The sequence below is a fragment of the Betaproteobacteria bacterium genome (assembly GCA_016713305.1).
In the GTDB taxonomy this organism is placed as follows: Bacteria; Pseudomonadota; Gammaproteobacteria; order Burkholderiales.
This window is the reverse complement of record JADJPK010000031.1, coordinates 126,116-146,734: the sequence shown is the minus strand read 5'-3', so window position 1 is coordinate 146,734 and position 20,619 is coordinate 126,116. Positions and strand designations below refer to the sequence as shown.

At 67.3% G+C, this 20,619-nt stretch carries 6 protein-coding genes; 2 read left to right on the top strand and 4 right to left on the bottom strand.

Annotated elements, in window-relative coordinates; genetic code table 11:
• Window positions 1–234 precede the first annotated feature (234 nt).
• The gene (locus IPK20_22560; protein MBK8019186.1) at window positions 235–17,172 is read left to right on the top strand and encodes an LEPR-XLL domain-containing protein; all 16,938 of its coding nucleotides are present in this window, start codon (window positions 235–237) and stop codon (window positions 17,170–17,172) included.
• 137 nt (window positions 17,173–17,309) lie between these two features.
• On the opposite strand, the gene IPK20_22555 is transcribed toward IPK20_22560, so the two are convergent.
• A complete protein-coding gene (locus IPK20_22555; GenBank protein ID MBK8019185.1) occupies window positions 17,310–17,831 on the bottom strand; it encodes a hypothetical protein in 522 nt (173 codons plus the stop codon).
• Here IPK20_22555 and IPK20_22550 point away from each other — a divergent pair.
• Window positions 17,806–19,272 carry a hypothetical protein gene (locus IPK20_22550; protein MBK8019184.1) on the top strand — a complete coding sequence of 489 codons (1,467 nt, stop codon included), beginning with the start codon at window positions 17,806–17,808 and terminating at the stop codon, window positions 19,270–19,272. The two genes, IPK20_22555 and IPK20_22550, sit on opposite strands and share 26 nt — an antisense overlap.
• Window positions 19,273–19,300: 28 nt before the next feature.
• Here IPK20_22550 and IPK20_22545 read toward each other — a convergent pair whose 3' ends face one another.
• The 3 genes from IPK20_22545 to IPK20_22535 form a co-directional block, all read right to left on the bottom strand.
• Complete coding sequence (locus IPK20_22545) at window positions 19,301–19,522, bottom strand: hypothetical protein (GenBank protein MBK8019183.1); 222 nt, start codon at window positions 19,520–19,522, stop codon at window positions 19,301–19,303.
• Window positions 19,523–19,621: 99 nt separating this feature from the next.
• Entirely contained in the window at window positions 19,622–19,777 is a 156-nt protein-coding gene (locus IPK20_22540) for a hypothetical protein (protein MBK8019182.1), read from the bottom strand.
• Window positions 19,778–19,792: 15 nt separating this feature from the next.
• Window positions 19,793–20,242: a hypothetical protein gene (locus tag IPK20_22535; protein ID MBK8019181.1), complete on the bottom strand. Its 450-nt coding sequence runs from the start codon at window positions 20,240–20,242 to the stop codon at window positions 19,793–19,795.
• Window positions 20,243–20,619 lie beyond the last annotated feature (377 nt).

The following is a 20,619-nucleotide window of genomic DNA, read 5'->3' as shown; positions in this document are numbered from 1 at the left end:
AACATTGGCTCGACGGTGAGAGACCACAATGCAAGCATCGATCCGAAGTGGATCCAGAACAGAACATAGAACTGCGTGCCTCCTGACTGGTCCGTATCCGGACCGGCGCGAGCGTCCAGGTCGATCCGAGCAACAGAATCGAGCGAGCCCGCCGCCAAGACGCGAGGCCGCCACCGGAGACTGAGGAAACTTCCCGCAATCGGGGGGCGTGCAGGGCACTTTGAGAGGTGACCCATGTACGACCAGGCAGCCGTTGTTGCACGCCGTGCAAAGAAGGTGATGGACATCTCGCTGCGCAAGGCGCGCCGCCTGCGCCAGGGCCTGCCGGCCCGTCTTGCGAGTCTCGTGCGCGGCCCTCTGCCGCCCTTCCGCCGGCGGCCGCTCATCGAGGCCCTCGAGCCGCGCGTGCTCCTGTCGGCCGATTCCCTGGTTCCGACCATCGAGGGTTCCCTCGACGTTCCGGGCGAAGTGGACCGCTACGGCTTCGTCCTGGAGAACGCCACGCGCGTGGTGTTCGATTCCCTGACGCAGGACAGCAACAAGCGCTGGTCCCTCACGGGACCGGAGGGCGCGCTCGTCACCGACCGCCGCTTCGACCAGAGCGATTCGGTGAATCAGAGCGGGACCGTCGCGTTCGACCTGATGCCCGGCGACTACACCCTCACGGTGGATGGCGCGGGCGACAACACGGGCGCGTACAGCTTCCGTCTGCTGGACCTCGGGCAGGCCGACGAGATCACCCCGGGAACACCTCAGGAAGGCCGGCTCGAACCGGGCCGCGAAACGGACGCGTACCAGTTCAGCGTCGTCGCAGGCTCGAAGTTCTATTTCGATCGCACGCTCGGTGTCGAATCCGGCGCGTACTGGCGCCTTCTGGATCCTTTCGGCCGCAACGTCTGGGGCCCCACCTCAATGGGCGGGGACGTGGGCGAGACCCTGATGCAGTACGACGGCGCCTACACGCTGCTCATCGAAGGGCGGGTGTCCAACGGCACCCCGATGGACTACCGCTTCAACGTCGTGCCCGTCGTCGAGACGACGGTTCCGGTCGAAGTCGGCGCCACGGTGATGGGAACACTGGCCTCGGCGGGTGCCCGCGTCCTGCACACGTTCACGCTCGACTCCGAGCGGACGGTCTTGTTCGATTCGCTCGTGAACCGCTCGGACGTGCAGTGGTCGCTGATCGGGCCGCGCGGCACGGTGGTCGGTGCCAGGGGACTCCATCAGTCCGACGCCAATGCGTGGAACACCAACACGGCGCTCGCTCTCGGTTCCGGCGACTACACGCTGGTGATCGACGGCGTGGACGATGCCGTCGGCGACTACGCCTTCAGCCTCCTCGATCTCACCGACGGCGGTCAGCTCCAGCGCGGCGTGCCGGTCTCCGGCATCGTCGGCGATGTCGGGCAGACCGCGGCCAGGATGCATTCGACGGCGGGTGCCCCCCTCGATGGCGTCGATCCGGCCACGAACCGTTCGCTCCTGGTGGACGGTGGCACGACCTACGTCACGGCGGGCACGGCCCCGGCCCTCGAGGCCACCAACCAGCTCACGGTGGAGGCATGGATCCGTCCGACCGGGAACGGAACGGACGGTACCTACGGCGGCATCATCGTCAATCGCGAGGGCGAGTACGAGATCGCGCGCTTCGCCGACGGCAGCATCGCCTGGGCCTTCGCCAACGGCAGTCCCGGGTGGAACTGGGTCAACACGGGTTATGTCGCGGCGTTGAACGAGTGGACGCACATCGCCGTGGTCTACGACAACGCCCGCGTCGACACGTACGCGAACGGTGAGCTCGTCCACACCCACCAAGGATCGGGCGCGATCGGCGACACCTCGCCGAGCCAGGAAGAGCTGCGTGTCGGCAGCCGGCAGGGTACGGAACAGGACTTCGTCGGCAACCTCGACGAGGTCCGGGTCTGGACCGTCGCGCGCACGGCGGAGCAGATTGCCGCCCACTATCGCGCGGCAATGCCCGAGACCACGACCGGTCTCGCAGCAGCGTGGCACTTCGACGAGGCCACCGGCACGGAGTACGCGGACGCCTCGGGCAACGGGATCACCGCGAGCATCACCAATGTGCCGGCGCGCGAGACGCACCTGTACCGCTTTGCCGCGACGGCGGGCGAGCGCCTCTACTTCGACCTCGTGAGCAAGTCTGGGGCGAACCTCACCTTGCGTCTGTTCGACCCGTTCGGCGCCCTCATCTCCGGACCGGCGGAAATCGGCGACGTGGATGTGTTCACGGCGCAGTTCACCGGCGACTACCTCGTCGCGATCGAGGGCCGCGTCACGAACACGGGCTCGGCCGCCTACGAGATCGCCGTGCATGCGGCGGAGGATGCCGAAGCCGAGCTTGCCGTGGGCGAGCGTGCCGAGAGCGCCATCGCGTCGCCCGGCGAACGTGTCCGCTTCACCTTCGATCTTGCCGACCCGGCACGGCTGCTGTTCGACTCGCTCACCAACAACTCGAACTTGTACTGGTCGCTTTCCGGTCCCCGCGGTGTGGAGGTGTCCGGACGGGCAATGTCCCAGTCCGATGCCAGCGCGGGCAACCCGCTGCTCGATCTGGCGGCGGGCAGCTACGTGCTGACCGTCGACGGGGCAGGCGACACCACGGGCGAATTCGCCTTCCGGCTGCTGGATCTCGCCGGGGCTCAGGAACTCGCCAAGGATGTGGACGTGGAAGGGACGCTGGACCCGGCCAACACGACGGTCGCCTACCGCTTCGAGGCTGCTTCGGGGGACCAGTTCACGTTCGACCGCAAGACGCTCTCGGGCAGCACACCCTACTGGCGTCTGCTGGATCCCACGGGCCGCACGGTGTTCGGACCCACGTCGTTCCAGAACGTCGCGAACGTCACCGCGCTGATCGAAGGCACCTACACGCTGCTCCTGGAGGGCACGGTGGGCGCGGGCACGGTCAGCAGCTACACGTTCGCCGTCACGAGCCTCGGCAACACGCCGGTGGCGGAATTCACCGGCACCGAGATGTCGCTGGGCAACCGCGTGGACGGAACCCTTTCGGCCGCCGGCGAAGTGGATTCGTATGTCTTCACGATCGACGCGCCTGCGCTCGTCGTGATGGACAGCCTTGCCCCGAACAACAATTCGAGCTTCCGCTGGCGTCTGCTGAGCGCGCGCGGCCAGGAAGTCGACGCGCGGTCGCTGTACAACTCGGAATCCTACGAGCTGGGCAGTCCCAATCCCGTCGTTCCGCTGGTGATGGCAGGCACCTACCAGATCCAGATCAGCGCGACCGGAAGCACCACGGGCGCGTACGCCTTCCGTCTGCTGGATCTTGCGGACGCCACCGAGATCCTGCCCGGTGAAGTGAAGAGTGCCGACTTCAACCCGGCCAACGAGAGCGACGTCTACCGCTTCGACGTTCCGGAAGAGGGCGGACGGTATTTCCTGGACATGCGCAGCCTGTCCCATTCGAACACCAGCTGGCTCAGCTGGCGGTTGTTCGATCCCTGGGGCCGGCAGGTCTTCGGTCCCGTGAATTTCTCCGATGTGGACGTGTTCCAGCTCGACGTGGCCGGGACATACACCCTGCTGGCGGAACCGCGCGTCTGGACGACCCAGTACTACAGTTCCGTGAGCTACTCGTTCGTCCTGCAGGAGGCCGCGGACGCGAGCGAATCGGCGATTTCTCTGGGCGAGGTCGTCGACGGCGAGATCGCGCAGGCGGGAGATCAGGTCACCTACACCTTCGATGTGGCTGGCACCTCGCTCGTCTATTTCGATGCCCTGACCAACAACAGCTCGGTCCATTGGAGTCTCACGGGTCCGCGCGGTTCGGTGGTGCTCGACCGGTCCTTCACCTCCAGCGACAGCGTCGACGGCCTGTCGGTGATGGAACTCCGGGAAGGCACCTACCGGCTCACCATCGACGGCAGTGGGGACGCCGCCGGAGCGTTCCGCTTCAGGCTCGCCGATCTCGACGACGCCACCGAGCTGATCCTTGGTGCCCAGATCGAGGGCACCCTCGATGCATCGAACGCCACGGCGCTCTACCGCTTCGAGGCGGAGAGCGGCGACCGCATCTATCTCGACTACGTCACGCGTTCCGGCGACATCCGCTGGCGCCTGCTCGATCCGTGGGGCCGCGCCGTCTTCGGTTCGAGCAACTTCAACACCGACGGCGGCGAGCTGACGCTTGCCTACGACGGCACGTACACGCTGGCGCTGGAAGGCCGGATCAACAACACGACCACTCCGTCGACCTACACCTTCAAGGTCCAGGGCATCGAGGATGTCGAAGTCGGCTATGGCATGGGCGACACGGCGCTGGGGACCATCGAACACGCCGGTCAACGTGTCATCTACCACTTCGACGTGGCGCAGGCCACCACCGCGCTGTTCGACGCGCTCAATGAGCAGCCGAGCGTCCTGTGGTCCCTCACGGGTCCGCGCGGGGTGCTCGTCTCCGGCCGATCGCTTACCGGATCGGATTCGTGGGAAGTGGGCGGCAATCCGCTCCTGGAACTGGCTTCGGGAAGCTACACGCTCACCATCGACGGCTCGGGGGACTTCGTCGGCGCTTACGCCTTCCGGTTGCTCGATGCCGGCACCGCATCCGACATCCAGGTCCTGGAGGTCATCGACGGCGTACTCGGCGATGCCGCCATCGGCGTACCCGAGGTGCGTCTGCCCTCCACCGTGCCCATGGACGACCCGGCCGACGCCGGGGGCGCGCTGGACTTCCGCACGTGGAACCGGTACGTGACGATCCCCGACGACGCCTCCCTGCGTCCGCAGCAGCTGACTCTCGAGGCCTGGGTCAACCGTGGGGCCGCCGCGTCCACCTGGGATGCCGTGGCGATGAAGTCGTCGAACAGCAGCTGGAACGACGGCTACGGGCTCGCCATCTACCCCGATGGCCGGTTGCACTTCTTCATCAACAACTACAACAACGTCGAGATCTCCACGCCGCTGGCGGTGGACACCTGGACGCACGTCGCGGGGACCTACGACGGTGCGACGTTGCGGTTGTACGTGAATGGCGAGGAGGTTGCCAGCCGGGCCTACGCCGGAACCATCAACCACACCACCCAGCCGCTGCTGCTGGGGCAGGGCGCAGGCGGGTATCCCTGGCGCGGCATGCTGGACGAGGTGCGGCTGTGGAATGTGGCGCGCAGTGCCGAGGACATCGCCACCCACTATCGCGCCGCCATCGTCGGTTCGCACGAGGGGCTGATCGGCCGCTGGGGCATGGACGAGCCGGACTACGATGCTTTCGTGGCCGACGGGTCGTTCAACTTCAACGACGGGTACCTCACCAACTTCCCTGCCGTCGAGACGAAGCTGTACCGGTTCGAGGCGCAGGCCGGCGAGCGGTTCTACTTCGACCGCCAGATCCTGGCCGGAGACAACTTCACGGTCAGGCTCTTCGATCCCGTCGGCAATCTCGTCTCCGGGCCGCAGTGGTTCAACGACATCGACGTCTTCACGGCGCAATTCAGCGGCAAGTACCTCATCGCCCTGGAAGGCCGCATCTATCACGATTCGCCGTCCATCTACCGGTTCGCCCTCAATCACGTGGACGACGCCGCCGGCGAGATCGCGGTGGGCGAGCAGCTCGACGGCAGTCTCGACCACGCCGGACAGAAGCGCACCTATACGTTCTCGCTCGACGACACGCGACGCATCTACGTGGACGCGCTCACCGGGCAGAACGCGATGCGCTGGACCCTCGCCGGGCCGCAGGGCACGCTCGTGAGCTCGCGTCCGTTCGACCAGACCGATTCCTACGCGGGCAGCAGCATTCTCGATCTGATCGCGGGCGACTACACGCTCACCGTCGACGGCAGTGCCGACACGACCGGAGAGTTCTCGATCCGCCTGCTGGATGTCGGGCAGGCGACGGAATTCCAGTTCGACGAAACGGTGACGGGGCTGCTGGACCCGACCTCGGGCACCCACATCTACCGCTTCGAAGCGACGGACGGCGACAACGCCTACTTCGACTCGCTGAACGGGAACCCGGGCAATACGTACTGGCGCCTGCTGGATCCGTTCGGCCGCGTCGTCTCCGGGGCCAACTACATCGGCGGCGACGCCGGCCGGATGCACTTCTCCGCCACGGGCTGGTACACGATGCTGGTGGAAGGCGGCCCCAGCCCGGGCAACGGCAACTACAGCTTCCGCTTCGTGCGCACGGTGAACACCGAGCGGCCCATGGTTCCCGGCGAGAGCTCGAACATGAGCACGAGCTGGACGGAACGCGAGGACGGCAGCGCGCTGGTGCTGGACGGTCTGCACTATGTGGAGGTCCCGTACGACAGCGGCGCCTCCCTGGCAGGCTCGGCCACCTGGGAAACGTGGCTGCGGGTCGACGGCATCGACAACACCTGGACGCCGATCTTCTTCCAGGGAGAGGACGGCGATTACCGGAAGCGCACGTTCTCGCTGTGGCTGCACAGCAACGGCATGCTGTACATGTCCATGGGCAACGGCGTGAACGAGACGGCCGTGAACACGGCCGGCGGCACGATCCAGACCGGACAGTGGTACCACGTGGCCGCAGTTGTCGATCGCGAAGCCCAGACCATGCGCATCGTGGTGGACGGCACCGACCGGGCGCAGCAGACGAGCAGCGTCCTGACGATCGGCTGGCCGTCGGAGTCGCCGCTCTATCTGGGCACGACGACGGAAGGCAGCACCGGGTATTCGCATCTGCGCGGCGCCGTCGACGACATGCGCGTGTGGAACGTCGCACGTACGACGCAGCAGATCGCGGAGTCCATGAATGCCCTGACGCAACCGGCGCCGGCGGGCCTCATCGGCGAGTGGCAGTTCGACGAAGCGGGCGGCCACGTGATCGCCGACACGTCCGGCCATGGCCGGGACGCGACGGTGCAGGACCTCACCTTCGGCATCGTCAAGGGCCGCATCGAGTTGCCCGGCTATCGCACGCTGCACACCTTCACGCTGGATTCCGCCACGCGGCTGTATTTCGATTCGCTGTGGGAGGTGAGCAATCTCCGCTGGAGCCTGACCGGTCCCCGGGGAACGGAGACGAGCGGACGCACCTTCTACAGCTCCGATTCCTACGACGGAACGGCGATCTTCGATCTCGTCGCGGGCGACTACACGCTGACGGTGGAGGGCACCAACGACGTCACCGGCAACTACGCCTTCCGGCTGTTGCCCCTGGCGCAGGCGCAGACGGTGATGATCGGTGAAACCGTCGAGGCGCGGCTCGAGCCGTCCACCGAGACCGACGCCTACCAGTTCGAGGCCGAGGACGGAGACACGCTGTACTTCAATGCCATCGGCGGAGCCGGCGGAGACGTCTACTGGCGCCTGCTGGACCCGGCCGGGCGCACGGTGTGGGGACCCTCGCAGTTCGGCGATGTCGAACCGGCCGCCCTGGCGGAAGGCACGTACACGCTGCTGGTGGAAGGCCGCTACTACACCGGGGGCGACGCGAACTACGCCTTCCGCATCGGCCGGCCCACGGTGACCGAGACCGAGCTTGCGTTCGACACCGAGACCGGCGGCACGCTCGCGGAGGCCGGCGACAGGAACGTCTACACGTTCACCCTGGACGGCGCGGGGCAGTTCCTGTTCGATCCGCGCGTCAACCGGTCCGATCTGCTGTGGACGCTGGACGGCCCGCAAGGCCTCGTGGTCTCCGCGCGCTCGTTCAACGGGTCCGATTCCGCCGACTTCGGCGCCAGTCCCGTGCTGGCCCTGGCTGCGGGCGACTACCGGCTCACGGTCGAGTCCGCATCCGACGGTGTGGGCGACTACGCGTTCGCGCTGCTCGATCTTTCGTCGGCCACGGAAATCCAGGTGGGCGAGTCCCGGGAAGGCACCCTCGATCCGGGCAGCGCCACGCAGGTCTACGTGTTCGAAGCGTCCGCGCGCGACCGCGTGCGCTTCGACATGATCTCGGAGAGCCGCGACTCCGCTTACTGGCGGCTCGTCAATCCGTTCGGCGGTGTCGTCTTCGGCCCGTCGAACTTCGCCGACACGGGTGACTACACGCTGCCGTTCGGGGGCCACTACTACCTGCTGATCGAGGGCCGGTACAACGAGACGGCGGCGGTGGACTACGAGTTCGCCGTGGTCGATGCAGGACAGGCCAATCCGAGCGGGCTCACGGGTCAGGATTTCGACGGCATCGGCCTCCCCTACACGCTGGTGAACGAATACGGCGGCGCCCCCACCATCGAGGAAGACGGTCCCACGGGCCGCTACCTGCGCCTGGTGCCCGGTGGCTCGTACTACACGAGCAACACGATCAGCTTCGCGACCACGGACGCCGGTCCGCACGGCAGCGTCCAGATCGATCTCGATTTCCGCATGCAGCCTGTGTATGGACGGGCGGACGGCTTCAGCCTCGTGTGGGCGGGCGCCGACACCTGGGGCAACGGCGGTGCGCTGCCGGGGCTCGGGCCGGAAGCCAACCTGGCCGACGCCTTCGGCCTGTCCTTCGACATCTACAACAACGGTGAGGTGAACAACAATCACCTCTCCCTGCACTACAACGGCGTGGAACTGGCGGAGTTCGGCAACCCCGGCTTCGACCTCGCCAACGGGCAGTTCAACCACGCCCGGGTGATCCTCACCCGCGTGAGCGGTGGAACGTCGGTCACGGTCGTGCTGACCCCCGCGGGCGGCGAGGACGTGACGCCGATCGCGAACTACTTCGTGAGCGGCCTCGAACTCAAGGACGCCCGGCTGGGCCTGTCGGCCTACAACGGTGGAGAAAGGGCCAACCACGACTTCGACAACATCGAGATCGCCACGACGGCCGGCACGGCGGATCCGATTCCCGCGCTCGCGCTCGGCCAGACCGTGTCTTCCAATCTCGGCGCAGCCAACGAGATCGACCGCTACACGTTCACCCTCGACGCGCCCGCGCTGCTCGCCTTCGATTCGCTGGTGAACCTGGACAACGTCCGCTGGAGTCTCACCGGACCGCAGGGAACGCTGGTGTCGGGACGCACGCTGAGCAACGCGGATTCCTACGAGGCGAATCCCGTCGTCAGTGCGCCCGCCGGTACCTACGTGCTGCAGATCACCGGCGCCGCGGCGGCCTACAGTTTCCGCGTGCTGGACCTGGGCACCGCCACGGAGATCGTCTCCGGAGCGCTGGTGGAGGGCACGCTGCAGCCCGCGAACGAAACCGAGCTCTACCGCTTCGAGGCGGACGCGGGGGATCTCGTCTACTTCGACCGCATCACCCGCAGCGGGGGCGACACGTACTGGCGGCTGGTGGACCCGCTCGGCCGGATCGTGTGGGAGAGAGCCAGCAACGACGTGGACGTCACCCGTCTGGCCCTCGACGGCACCTACACGATGCTGGTGGAAGGCCGCTATTACGTGGGCGGCACGGCGAGCTACAGTTTCCGCCTGACGAAGGTGCAGGACCAGGAAACGGAATTCAACGTCGGGGACGTCGTGACCGGCGCCATCGATCACGCCGGCCAGACCGACATCCACAGCTTCACGCTCGAAGGCACCACGCGGCTCTACCTGGACAGCCGCACGCAGAGCACCAACACGCGCTGGAGCCTCGTCGGGCCCAACGGCACGATCGTGTCCCAGCGGTACTTCTACGGCACCGATTCCTACGACGGCACCACCATTCTCGATCTCGCGGCCGGGACCTACCGCATCGTCGTGGACGACAGCGCCGAAGGAACATCCACGTATTCGTTCCGTCTCGTCGATCTTTCGACCGCCACACCGATCGAGCGCGGAGCCACCATCGCGGGCACCCTCGACCCGGCCAACTCGTCCCACTTCTACCGGTTCGATGCGGCCGCCGGCGAACAGTTCTACTTCGACCGGACCGCGTCGAGCGGAGGCGACACGTACTGGCGTCTGCTGGATCCGTGGGGCCGCACGTATTGGGGTCCGACGCACATCAACAACGACGTCGACGTCCAGACGCTGCCGTACGACGGCGCGTGGACGATCGTCGTCGAGGGCCGCTATTACGTCGGCGGCACGGCCTCCTACGGTTTCCGCGTGGTACCGGTCACTGCAGACACTCAGCCCATGGTGCTGGGCGAGATCGCCGCCGGTTCCCTTTCGGCGCCCGGTGAGACGGACCGCTACACGTTCACGCTGACGGAGGCCAAGCGCATCTACGTCGACGTGCAGACGCCCAATACCAACGTGCGCTTCTCGCTCACGGGGCCGCGCGGGGCCGAGTTCACGGACGTCCGCTCGTACCAGTTCGATTCCTACGACGGGCTCACGATCCGCGATCTGCCGCCCGGCGAGTACACACTGTCGGTGGACGGCCTGAACGATGCTGTCGCCGACTACGCCATCCGACTGCTCGATCTGTCGACGGCCGTGGACATCGATCCGGGCACGCTCGTGTCGGGCACGCTCAACCCGGCCTCCGCGACGTCCATTTATCGCTTCGACGCCGACGCGGGCGACCGGTTCTTCTTCGACCGGCAGAGCAACAGCGGCGGCGACACGTACTGGCGCCTGCTGGACCCGTGGGGCCGCACGGTGTGGGGTCCGACGTACATGCCGAGCAACGACGTCGACGTGACGACGCTGCCCTACGACGGCACGTACACGCTGCTGGTGGAAGGCCGCTACTACCTCGCCACCAGTGCGACCGCCACGTACGGGTTCAACGTGCAGCCGGTGCCCGAGCAGGAACGCATCATGATCTCCGGCATCGGCGCGCAGCCGGGGGCCGATCTCACGGTGCGGAACGTCGTGATCACGCCGGCAGGGGGTGAAGTGCGCGCGGGCGGCACGGTCACGGTGACGTGGGAAGTCGTCAACGACGGCTCCGAACCTGCCACCGCGCCGTGGCTGGACCGCGTGCTGGTGCGCAACGTCGACCGCGGCGAACTGATCCGCAACGTGCTGGTGGATTACACCGATCTGGGCGAGGCCGCGGATGATCCGCTGCTGCCCGGCGAACGCCGGGCGCGCCAGGCCACGTTCACGCTGCCCGCAGGCAACCAGGGCGTGGGCAACCTGCGCTTCGAGGTCACCACCGACGTCTCGAACGTGGTCACCGAGGTCGCGGGCGCGCTCGCCGAACTCAACAACACGACGGCCGTGAGCCTCGTCTCGCTCCCATCGCCCTATCCCGATCTTCGCGTGACGGGGCTTGCCATCTCGCCACCGAGCGGCTGGGCGGCAGGCCAGAGCGTCACGGTCTCCTGGACGGTGAACAACGCGGGCGATGCCGCGGCCGCCGCGCCCTGGAGCGACGGCATCCTGGTGCGCAACCTCAGCACCGGCCAGACCATCGTCAATGCGTCGCAGACGCACAGCGCGGAAGTCGAGGGTGCCCTGGCGGCGGGTGGCACGCGCACGCGGAGCTTCACCTTCACGTGGCCGCAAGGCACCGCCGGCAGCGGCCAGATCGATTTCGCCGTCACCACGGACGTATCGGGCCAGGTCTTCGAAAGCAACGCCCAGGACGACGCCGAGGCCAACAACCTGCAACGCGTCACCGTGGCGTCGACACCGGATCTCACGGTCCGCAACGTGCGCATCGACCAGGCCGCCGTGCAGGCGGGCGACAACATCACCGTGCGCTGGGAAGACGTCAACGGCGGTATCGCGACCACTCCTTCCGGATGGAACGACCGCATCCAGGTGCGCAATCTGGACACGGGCGAAACGCTGTTCAACGGCGCCTCGTTCTACGATCCGGCGCTGGCAGGCAATGGTCCGGTCGCCCCCGGCGGCTCGGTCGAGCGCAGTTTCTCCCTGCGCCTGCCCGACGGGCTGCGCGGCACGGGTCGCATCGAGATCACCGTCTTCGCCGACCAGAACGCGTCCGGAACCGGTGCCCTGATCGAACTCACGGCCGGCGGCGCTTCTGCCGAGAACAACAACTCGGCCGCCTTCGTGTTCACGGCCGCCGAAAAGCTCTATGCCGATCTGGTCGTCACCTCGTTCTCCGCGCCCGACACGGCGCGCGGCGGACAGACCGCCCTCATCGAATGGAGCGTCGCCAACGAAGGCGGCGTAGGCACCGGTACCGGGTTCGTCGACCGCATCGTGCTGAGCGATGACACGACGATCGGCGACGCCGACGATATCGTGCTCGCGACCATTGCGCGCGAAGCCGCGCTCAGCGCTGGCGGCACCTACGACGCCTCCGCCACGATCACGCTGCCGCTGCGGCTGGATGGCGTGTTCTATCTGGCCGTGACGGCGGATGCGCTGCAGGCCGTCGCGGAACCCGACACCCGGGCCGACAACACGTCGACGCCGCACGCCGTGGATCTCACGGCGCCGCGGGCCGACCTGCAGGTGGAAGTGGTCGATGCGCCGGCCAGTGCGCGGGGCGGCGATTCCATCACGCTCGCCTGGCGCGTGCGCAACGCGGGGGACGCGGCGACGGACGCCGCCCAGTGGCGCGATACCGTGTACCTGTCGGCGGACGACGTGCTCGACGCGGGTGACCTGCAACTCGGCCAGGCACTGCGCACCGGCGCCGTGGCAGCGGGCGGCTCCTACACGCTCACGACGACCGTCTTCGCACCCAACAACATGACGGGCCAGTACCACGTGCTGGTGCGCACGGATGCCGATGGCGCCGTGTTCGAGGGCGAGCTGGAGGGCAACAACACGGGCCGCAGTCTGCAGCCCATGGCGCTCGCGCCCGCCCCCGTGGCAGATCTGCAGGTGGCGGAGGTCTTCCTGCCCGCCGGAGGCGTGCCGGGCGAGACGCGGACCGTCACCTGGTCGGTGCGAAACCTCGGCGAAGCGCAGATCTCCGGCAGCTGGGCCGACAGGGTCTACCTCACCCCCACGGGCAGTCTGTCCGATGCAGTGCAGGTGGCGAGCGTGGACATCGCGCGCACGCTGGCGGCGGGCGAGGGCTATTCGGCCTCCGCGCAGATCGTCCTGCCCAACCTGGGCGACGGCAACTACCGCGTCCTCGTGGTGACCGACGCCACCCAGCGCATCTACGAGACGCCCTACGAGAACAACAACCAGCGTGCCACCGACGGCACGCTCGCCATCGTCCACCCCGACCTCGCGGTGCAGGCCGTGAGGGCCGCGGATACCGCGCAGTCCGGCTCCGTGATGCAGGCGGAGTGGGACGTCCGCAATGTCGGCTCGAGCCCGCTGTCCGCCACGTGGACCGACCGCATCTATCTGTCGCGCGACCGCGTCTACAACAGCGGCGACACGCTGCTGGGCTCCGTTTCCGCCGCGCGCACGCTCGGCACGGGCGAGTCGTACACCGCCTCCACGTCCTTCGAGGTCCCCATCGATGCCACCGGCGACTACTGGTTCGTCGTGGTGAGCGACGCGGGCAACGCCGTGACGGAACTCAACGCCGAGGGCAACAACACGGGCGACCGGGCCTTCTCCGTGGATCTCGCGCCGTACGCCGATCTCGTGGTGTCCGAAGTCGAAGCGCCGAACCTCAACATCGGCGATCCGATACCCGTCACCGTGTCGTGGAAGGTCACCAACGAGGGCAACGGCGCGGGCAGGACCGCGCAGTGGACCGATGCGGTCGTGGCCTCCGCGGATGCCGTCGCCGGCAATGGCGACGACGTCGTCCTTGCCCGGTTCACGCACGACGGCGCGCTTGCCGTGGGCGCGAGCTACACGCGGACCGAGACCTTCCTGCTGCCCGCGCGGTTCCAGGGCCGCTACACGCTGTTCGTCCGCGCGGACGCGAACGGCGAGGTCTTCGAGAACGGGTTGGAAGCGAACAACGCGGCGGCCGATGCCGCGCCCTTCGACGTGATGTTCATTCCGTACGCCGATCTCGTCATCGACGCGGCGGCGCCCGCGGGCACCGCCTACAGCGGCCAGAGCCTCGACGTGCAGTGGACGGTGCGCAACGCCGGCATCGGACTCACCGACCGCAGCGAGTGGGCCGACCGCATCTATCTGAGCCCCAACGCCGACGGCAGCCAGCGCATCTTCCTCGGCAGCTTCAGCCACATCGGCTTCCTCGCGCCCGATGGCACGTACACGCGCACGGGCACGGTCACGCTGCCCGACGGCATTGAGGGCGACTACACGATCGTGGTGGAAACCGGCGGTCCGTTCGAATTCGTATACACCGGCAACAACACCCGCGTGTCGGGCGTGTTCCACGTGTCGCTGACGCCGCCGCCGGATCTCGTGGTGACGTCCATCGTGACTCCCGAGGTCGCCGCCGAGGGCTCCGCCATCGACGTGTCGTGGACCGTCCTCAACCAGGGGCTGGGCGACGCCGACGGGGTGTGGACCGACACGGTGTACCTGCGCAAGTTCGGCGAGACGGGGGCCGGCGCCGCCATCGGCACCTACACGTTCCAGGGCCCGCTCGAGGCGGGCAAGACCTACACCCGGCGCGAGCAGGTCACGATCCCGCTGCACACGAGCGAGCGCTACGAGATCCTCGTGCGCACGGACTCGCAGAACACGGTGTACGAGCACACGCGGGAGGACAACAACCAGTCCGCCGACGATACGCAGATCTCCGTCACGGTGCTGCCGCGGCCCGACCTGCAGGTGTTCTCGGTGACCGGTCCGGACGTGGTGGATGCCGGCGGCACGGCATCGATCGAGTTCGTGGTCATCAACCAGGGCCCCGTGGCGACCACCGTGCCCAACTGGACCGACCGTGTCTACCTGTCGCTCGACGACAAGGTGACCTCCGACGACATCCTGGTGAGCAGCCTGTCCAACGGCGCGGCGCTGGAGCCGGGAGAGCAGTACCTGTCCCTCACGAGCACCTTCCAGGTGCCCAAGCGGTTCCGCGGCACGGTGTACGCCCTCGTGGTCGCCGACCAGGGCGGATCGGTGGACGAGTGGCCCAACGACGGCAACAACATCGCGCGGCTGCCGATCTACGTGAATCCCTGGCCGTTCGCGGACATCGTGGTGAGCGACGTGGTCGCTCCGGCACAGGCGTTCGAGGGCAACCAGATCGAGGTGCGCTACACCGTCACCAACCTCGGCAGCGGCCCCAGCGACATCGGCCAGTGGACCGAGCAGATCTGGCTCACCAAGGACAAGAACCGTCCGCACCCGGGGCAGGGCGACGTGCTGCTCACGAGCTTCGCGTACAACGGCGGCTCGCTCGCCCGCAATGCGGGCTACGACCGCGTCGTCTCGGTGAACCTGCCCGACAGCGTCGTCTCCGGCACGTACTACATCACGCCGTGGGTCGATCCGTACGCGCAGATCCTGGAAGACACGCTGGCGATCAACGTCAATCCGGACGATCCGCACGAGGTCAACAACAACAACTACAAGGCCCGCGCGATCGACCTGATCGGCATCCCCCCGATCATCCTGCACCCGGATCTCGAGGTGCAGTCGGTGAACGTCGAGCCGGTGGAATTCGCCGGCGAGCAGTACACCATGTCGTGGACCATCGCGAACGTGGGAGAGGGCGCTGCCACGGGCGGCTGGTACGAGAACGTCTACCTGTCGGACAACCCGGTGCTGGATGCACAGGGTGCCAAGCAGTTCTTCCTCGGCCAGTTCCAGCCGGTGAAGGCGCTCAACCCGAACGAGGCCTACACCAACACGCAGACGATCTGGCTGGAGCCTTCCGCCAAGGGGCAGTACGTGCACGTCCGGCTCGACACGGGTCTGGTGCGGCCCACGGAGCTCAACACCGCCAACAACCTCGGCCACACGTCCACGCTCGTCACCGACCGCATTCCGGACCTCAAGGTGTCGACGGTCGTGCCGGAAGCCTCGGCCTACTCGGGCGAGAAGACCGTCATCCGCTATACCGTCACCAACGATTCGGACCAGGCGATCTGGCGGCAGACGCAGTACTGGACGGACAAGATCTACCTGTCCAAGGACCCGACGTTCATTGCCGATCCGAATCGCGTGACGCTGCTCGCCTCGGTGCAGCAGCCCAACACGGGTTCCCTTGCCGGACATGCGAGCTACACGCGTGACATCGAAGTGACGCTGCCGGCCGGGATCGAGGGGCAGTACTACATCTACGTCTTCGCCAACGTCAATCCGGTCGGCCTGCCGGGCATACTGCCGTGGACGGTGGAAAGCGGCGACGGCAACTTCCGCGTGGGCGATCCATACGAGTTCTACTACAGCCGCGCGTACGAGAACCCGCTCAACAACATGGGCCAGGCGGCACTGCCGGTGATCTACCGCGAGCCCGACCTGCGCGTGACCGACCTGCAGGTCCCGGCCACCATCGCCGCCGGCAGCACGGTGGACGTCACGTTCACCGTGACCAACGTGGGCAACCGCGCGACGCGGCAGAGGGGCTGGACCGACCGCATCGTGCTGTCCTTCGACCCCTCGCTGGACGTCTACGACGCGCTGCTCAAGGACGAGACCCATCCGGCGCGGCCGGCGATCGCGGAGTTCCACCGCGACGGCGTGCTCGACGTGAACGCGTCGTACACGGCGACGGTGCGCATCACGATCCCCTTCGACATCGAAGGCGCGTTCAACGTCATCGCCATGACCGACGCGAACGTTGCCGGATCGCCCTACAACGCCTCCAACATCTCCACGCGGTTCCAGGGGCTGCGCGTGGTCGGCGACCAGGTGGCCGAGTTCCAGGGCGAGGGCAACAACGTCACCGCCAAGCCCGTGACGATCACGCCTTTCGTCGCGCCCGATCTGCAGGTCACCGAACTGGGCGTTCCGCTGCGCGCGATCCGCGGCCAGGGTTTCGACCTGTCCTATACGGTCACCAATCTGGGTGGCGACACCCCGTACCAGCAGTCGATGTGGGAGGACCTCGTCTACCTGTCGCGCGACGCCTTCCTCGACACCCGGGCGGACCGCTTCATCGCGTCGATCCGCCGCGAAGGTGGCCTGGCGGCCGGGGCGTCCTACGAGATCGAACGCACGTTCACCGTGCCGACCGATCTCGCGACCGAGGCCTACTACGTCTTCGTGGTCACCGACCCCAACCGCTACGACGCGCGCGGCGCCGTGTTCGAGGACGAGAACGAGCGCAACAACCAGCGCGTCTCCGCCGTGCCCATGGTGATCGAACTGCCGCCGCCCACCGATCTGGCGGTGACGGACGTGAATGTTCCCGCTCAGGCGCGTCGGGCGAGCCCGTGGCGCTGTCCTGGACCGTCACGAACCAGAGCACGGTCGCGGCGAGCGGCACGTGGACCGATTCACTGTTCCTGTCGGAGGATTCGGTCTGGGACATCAACGACCGTCCGCTGGGCCGGGGCACGTATTCCGGCACCCTGAATTCGGGCGAGTCGTACACGCTGTCGCTCGACACGCTGATGCCCGGCACGGCGCCGGGGCGCTATCGCGTGATCGTGCGCACGGACATCTTCAATCAGGTGCACGAGGGTGTCGACGAGGCGAACAACCGGACCGCGTCACCGGAGGATCTCGAGGTTGCCGTCGACGAGCTGCTGATCGGCACGCCGCTCGCGCTCACCCTGGCTGACGGCCAGGAGAAGCTCTTCCAGATCAAGGTGCCGCGCGACCAGACGCTGCGGCTCACCCTGGAAGCCTCGGACAACCAGAGCGCCAACGAGATCTTCGTGCGGCACGATGCCGTCCCGACCTCCGCGCTGTTCGATGCGACCTACGAAGGCCCGCTGTCGAGCGACCTCACGGCCATCATTCCGTCCACCGAGCCGGGCACCTACTACCTCCTGGTGCGCAACTTCAAGGCGGACGCCGACGGCGTCCCCGTCACCCTGCTGGCCGAGCTGCTGCCGCTGGTCATCACCGAGGTCCACACGGATACCGGCGGCGACAGCAAGCACGTCACCACGACGATCCGCGGTGCGCAGTTCCAGGACAACGCGATCGTCAAGCTCGTCCGGCCCGGCATCGCGGAATACGAGCCGCTGCTGTGGGACGTCGGTGGACAGCACCACGATCATCGCCACGTTCGACTTCACCGACGCACCCCACGGGCTGTACGACCTCAAGGTCATCAATCCGAACGGCGACACGGCCGTGGTGCCGTACCGGTTCCTCGTGGAACGCGCCATCGAGCCGGACGTCACCATCGGTCTGGGCGGGCCGCGGGTGATCCTCGCCGGCGATCAGGCGACCTACTCGGTCGCGCTGCAGAGCATCTCCAACCTCGACACGCCGTACACGTACTTCGAGGTGGGCGTGCCGCAGCTCAACATCAACCCCATCGTGTACGGCCTGCCGTACCTCAACTTCTACACCAATGTGCGCGGCACGCCGGAAGGCGCCGCAGGCTCGGCGAACGCATCGGTGCCGTGGGTCCAGATGGAGGCCATCACCAACACCATCGGCCAGCTCGCCGCGTCGGGCTTCATCTACGACCTCGCGGCCGACGGTTTCGGCGGCTTCACGTTCAACGTGGAGACGTATCCCGGACTGGAGGAGCTGCACGACCAGGCGTTCGACCAGTTCCGCGCCCGCATGGCGGCACAGTTCCCCGACCTCGACGACAAGCTCGCCAACGGCCCCGGCGGCATCGCCGACTGGTGGGAGGCGCTCAAGGCCAAGGCGGACGAGATGGCGCCGGGCCTGGGCGCGGCGATGAACCAGATCGACTTCGTGAAGATGTACAACGAGAACGAGGCGGTGCCGAACGACTGCATCATCCCGTTCATCCCGTTCCGCTTCCACATCTACGCGACGTCCACGAGCATGACGCGCGACGAATACGTGGCGTTCCAGTCGCAGAAGGCGCGCGACCTGCGCACGGCACTGTTCGAGGCTGACGACGCGCCCGCGTCGCTGCTCGCACTCGCCGCACGCGAGGATCAGTGGGTGGACCTGTATCTGGCAGCGCTGGAAGAGGCCGAACTGCTTCGGCCCGAAGGCGAGGTGCCGCCCATCCGCACGCAGCAGCACATCGTGAGCCTGATGAGCATCATCGCGTCCGGCATTCTCTTCGGACCGGGCGGCACGGAGATCCGCAGCGACGGCGACCTGCTGGGCTTCTTCGAGAAGGTGCGCGAACTGTACGGCCACGACCAGGACAGGATGGCCGAGATCGAATACTGGGATCCGCGCGAGAGCGAATGCTACGAGGGCGAGGTGCCGGTGCCGGCGATTCCGGAACTGGAGGACTACGACCTGGGCTGTCGCAGGACACGCACTTCGAGTCGTTCCGCATCTACGTGCCGTGGATGCCGTTCGAGAACCGTGGCGACGGCCTGCCGCTGGAATTCCAGATCAACGGTCCCGAGCCGGTGGACGGCAACGAGTTCGCTGCGCTCGATTTCTCGCGCTACCTGTCCGGCAACGCCGGTGGCACCGGGCGTCTGGCGTCCATCACCGGCCCGCAGACCTACGACACGGAAGGCTGGCTGCCGGTCGGCCAGGCGCTGCCCTACACGGTGAGCTTCGCCAACAGTTCGGCGGCCTCCAGCTACGTGAACGAGGTTCGCGTCGTCACGGCGCTCGACCCGGATCTCGATGCCCGCACCTTCGAGCTGGGCGACATCACGGTCGGCGACATCACCATCGACGTGCCCGAGGGCCGCTCGCTGTTCCAGGGCGAGTACGACTTCGCGGCCACGCGCGGCTTCATCCTGCGCGTGAGCGCGGGCATCGACCTGTACCAGGAAACGCCGTCGGCCACTTGGCTCATCCAGGCCATCGATCCGCTGACCGGCGAACTGCTGCAGGACACCACCCGCGGGCTGCTGAAACCCAACGACGCCATGGGCGGCGGTGCCGGGTTCGTGACCTACACGGTCGAAGCGGCCGACTCGGCGCAGACGGGTGCGACCATCACCGCGCAGGCGCGCGTGCTGTTCGACACCATGGCGCCGGAAGACACCACCGTGCTGGAGCAGCTCGTCGACGGCGAGGCGCCGGTCACCACGCTTGCGGCCAACCGCATCGGGTCGACCCACAACTATTCGCTGGAGTGGTCCGCGGAGGACGATACCGGCGGTTCCGGCTTCGGCCACCTCACGCTGTACCTCGCCACCGATGGCGGCGACTTCAAGATCTGGCAACGGGATGTCTCGGCGGCCGAAGGCAGCCTCATCTTCACGGGAGAGGAGGGCCACACGTACGAGTTCCTCGCGCTGTCGACGGACGTCGCCGGCAATCGCGAGGCACCCGTCGCGGGTGTGAACGCCGTGCCGGACGGATCCGGCGTCAATCTCGGCGCCCTGCCCACGGTGCAGGGCACCACGCCGCCGAATTTCGGCGTGGCCCCGACCCCGGCGCCGGAGCCTTCCACCAACCCGCTGTTCACGGCGGCGGAGGCCGGCATCCCGAGCGCCGATCCGCTCACCCGCGTGTCGGAGTTCGACACGGTGCTGCGGCCCTTCGCGGCGCAGTCGTTCGTGACGGGCATCGTGGGGAGCCACGGGAACATCGGACCGATGGCCATCGCGGAGACGGCCGACGGCGGTTTCCTGGTGTCCGGCGGCGCCAACCGCGGTGACATCTATCGCGTGTCCAACGAAGGCGGTGCGGCGGGCCTGCCCTGGGCGAGCCTGGACGATCCGGTCTTCAACCTCGCGTTCGACGGGCAGGGCCGCCTGTGGGCGACCACCGGCGGCGGCGCGCTGCTTCAACTCGATGCGGATACCGGCGAAGTCGTCGGCCGGTACGGCGACGGCATCACCATCGCGCTGGCCGTGGAGCCGGACACCGACCGTCTGTTCGTGTCCAGCAACTCGGGCGTGCAGATCTTCGATCCGGACACCGGCACGTTCGTGCAGTACAGCC

Coding starts and splice junctions, on each gene's coding strand:
- IPK20_22560 (MBK8019186.1), top strand. CDS start 235: ATGTACGACCAGGCAGCCGTTGTTGCACGCCGTGCAAAGAAGGTGATG.
- IPK20_22545 (MBK8019183.1), bottom strand. CDS start 19,522: ATGAGCCAAGTGGCCGACGGCGTTTCCTGGTACAGGTCGATGCCCGCG.
- IPK20_22540 (MBK8019182.1), bottom strand. CDS start 19,777: ATGCGGTTGGCCGCAAGCGTGGTGACCGGCGCCTCGCCGTCGACGAGC.
- IPK20_22535 (MBK8019181.1), bottom strand. CDS start 20,242: ATGCCCGTCACGAACGACTGCGCCGCGAAGGGCCGCAGCACCGTGTCG.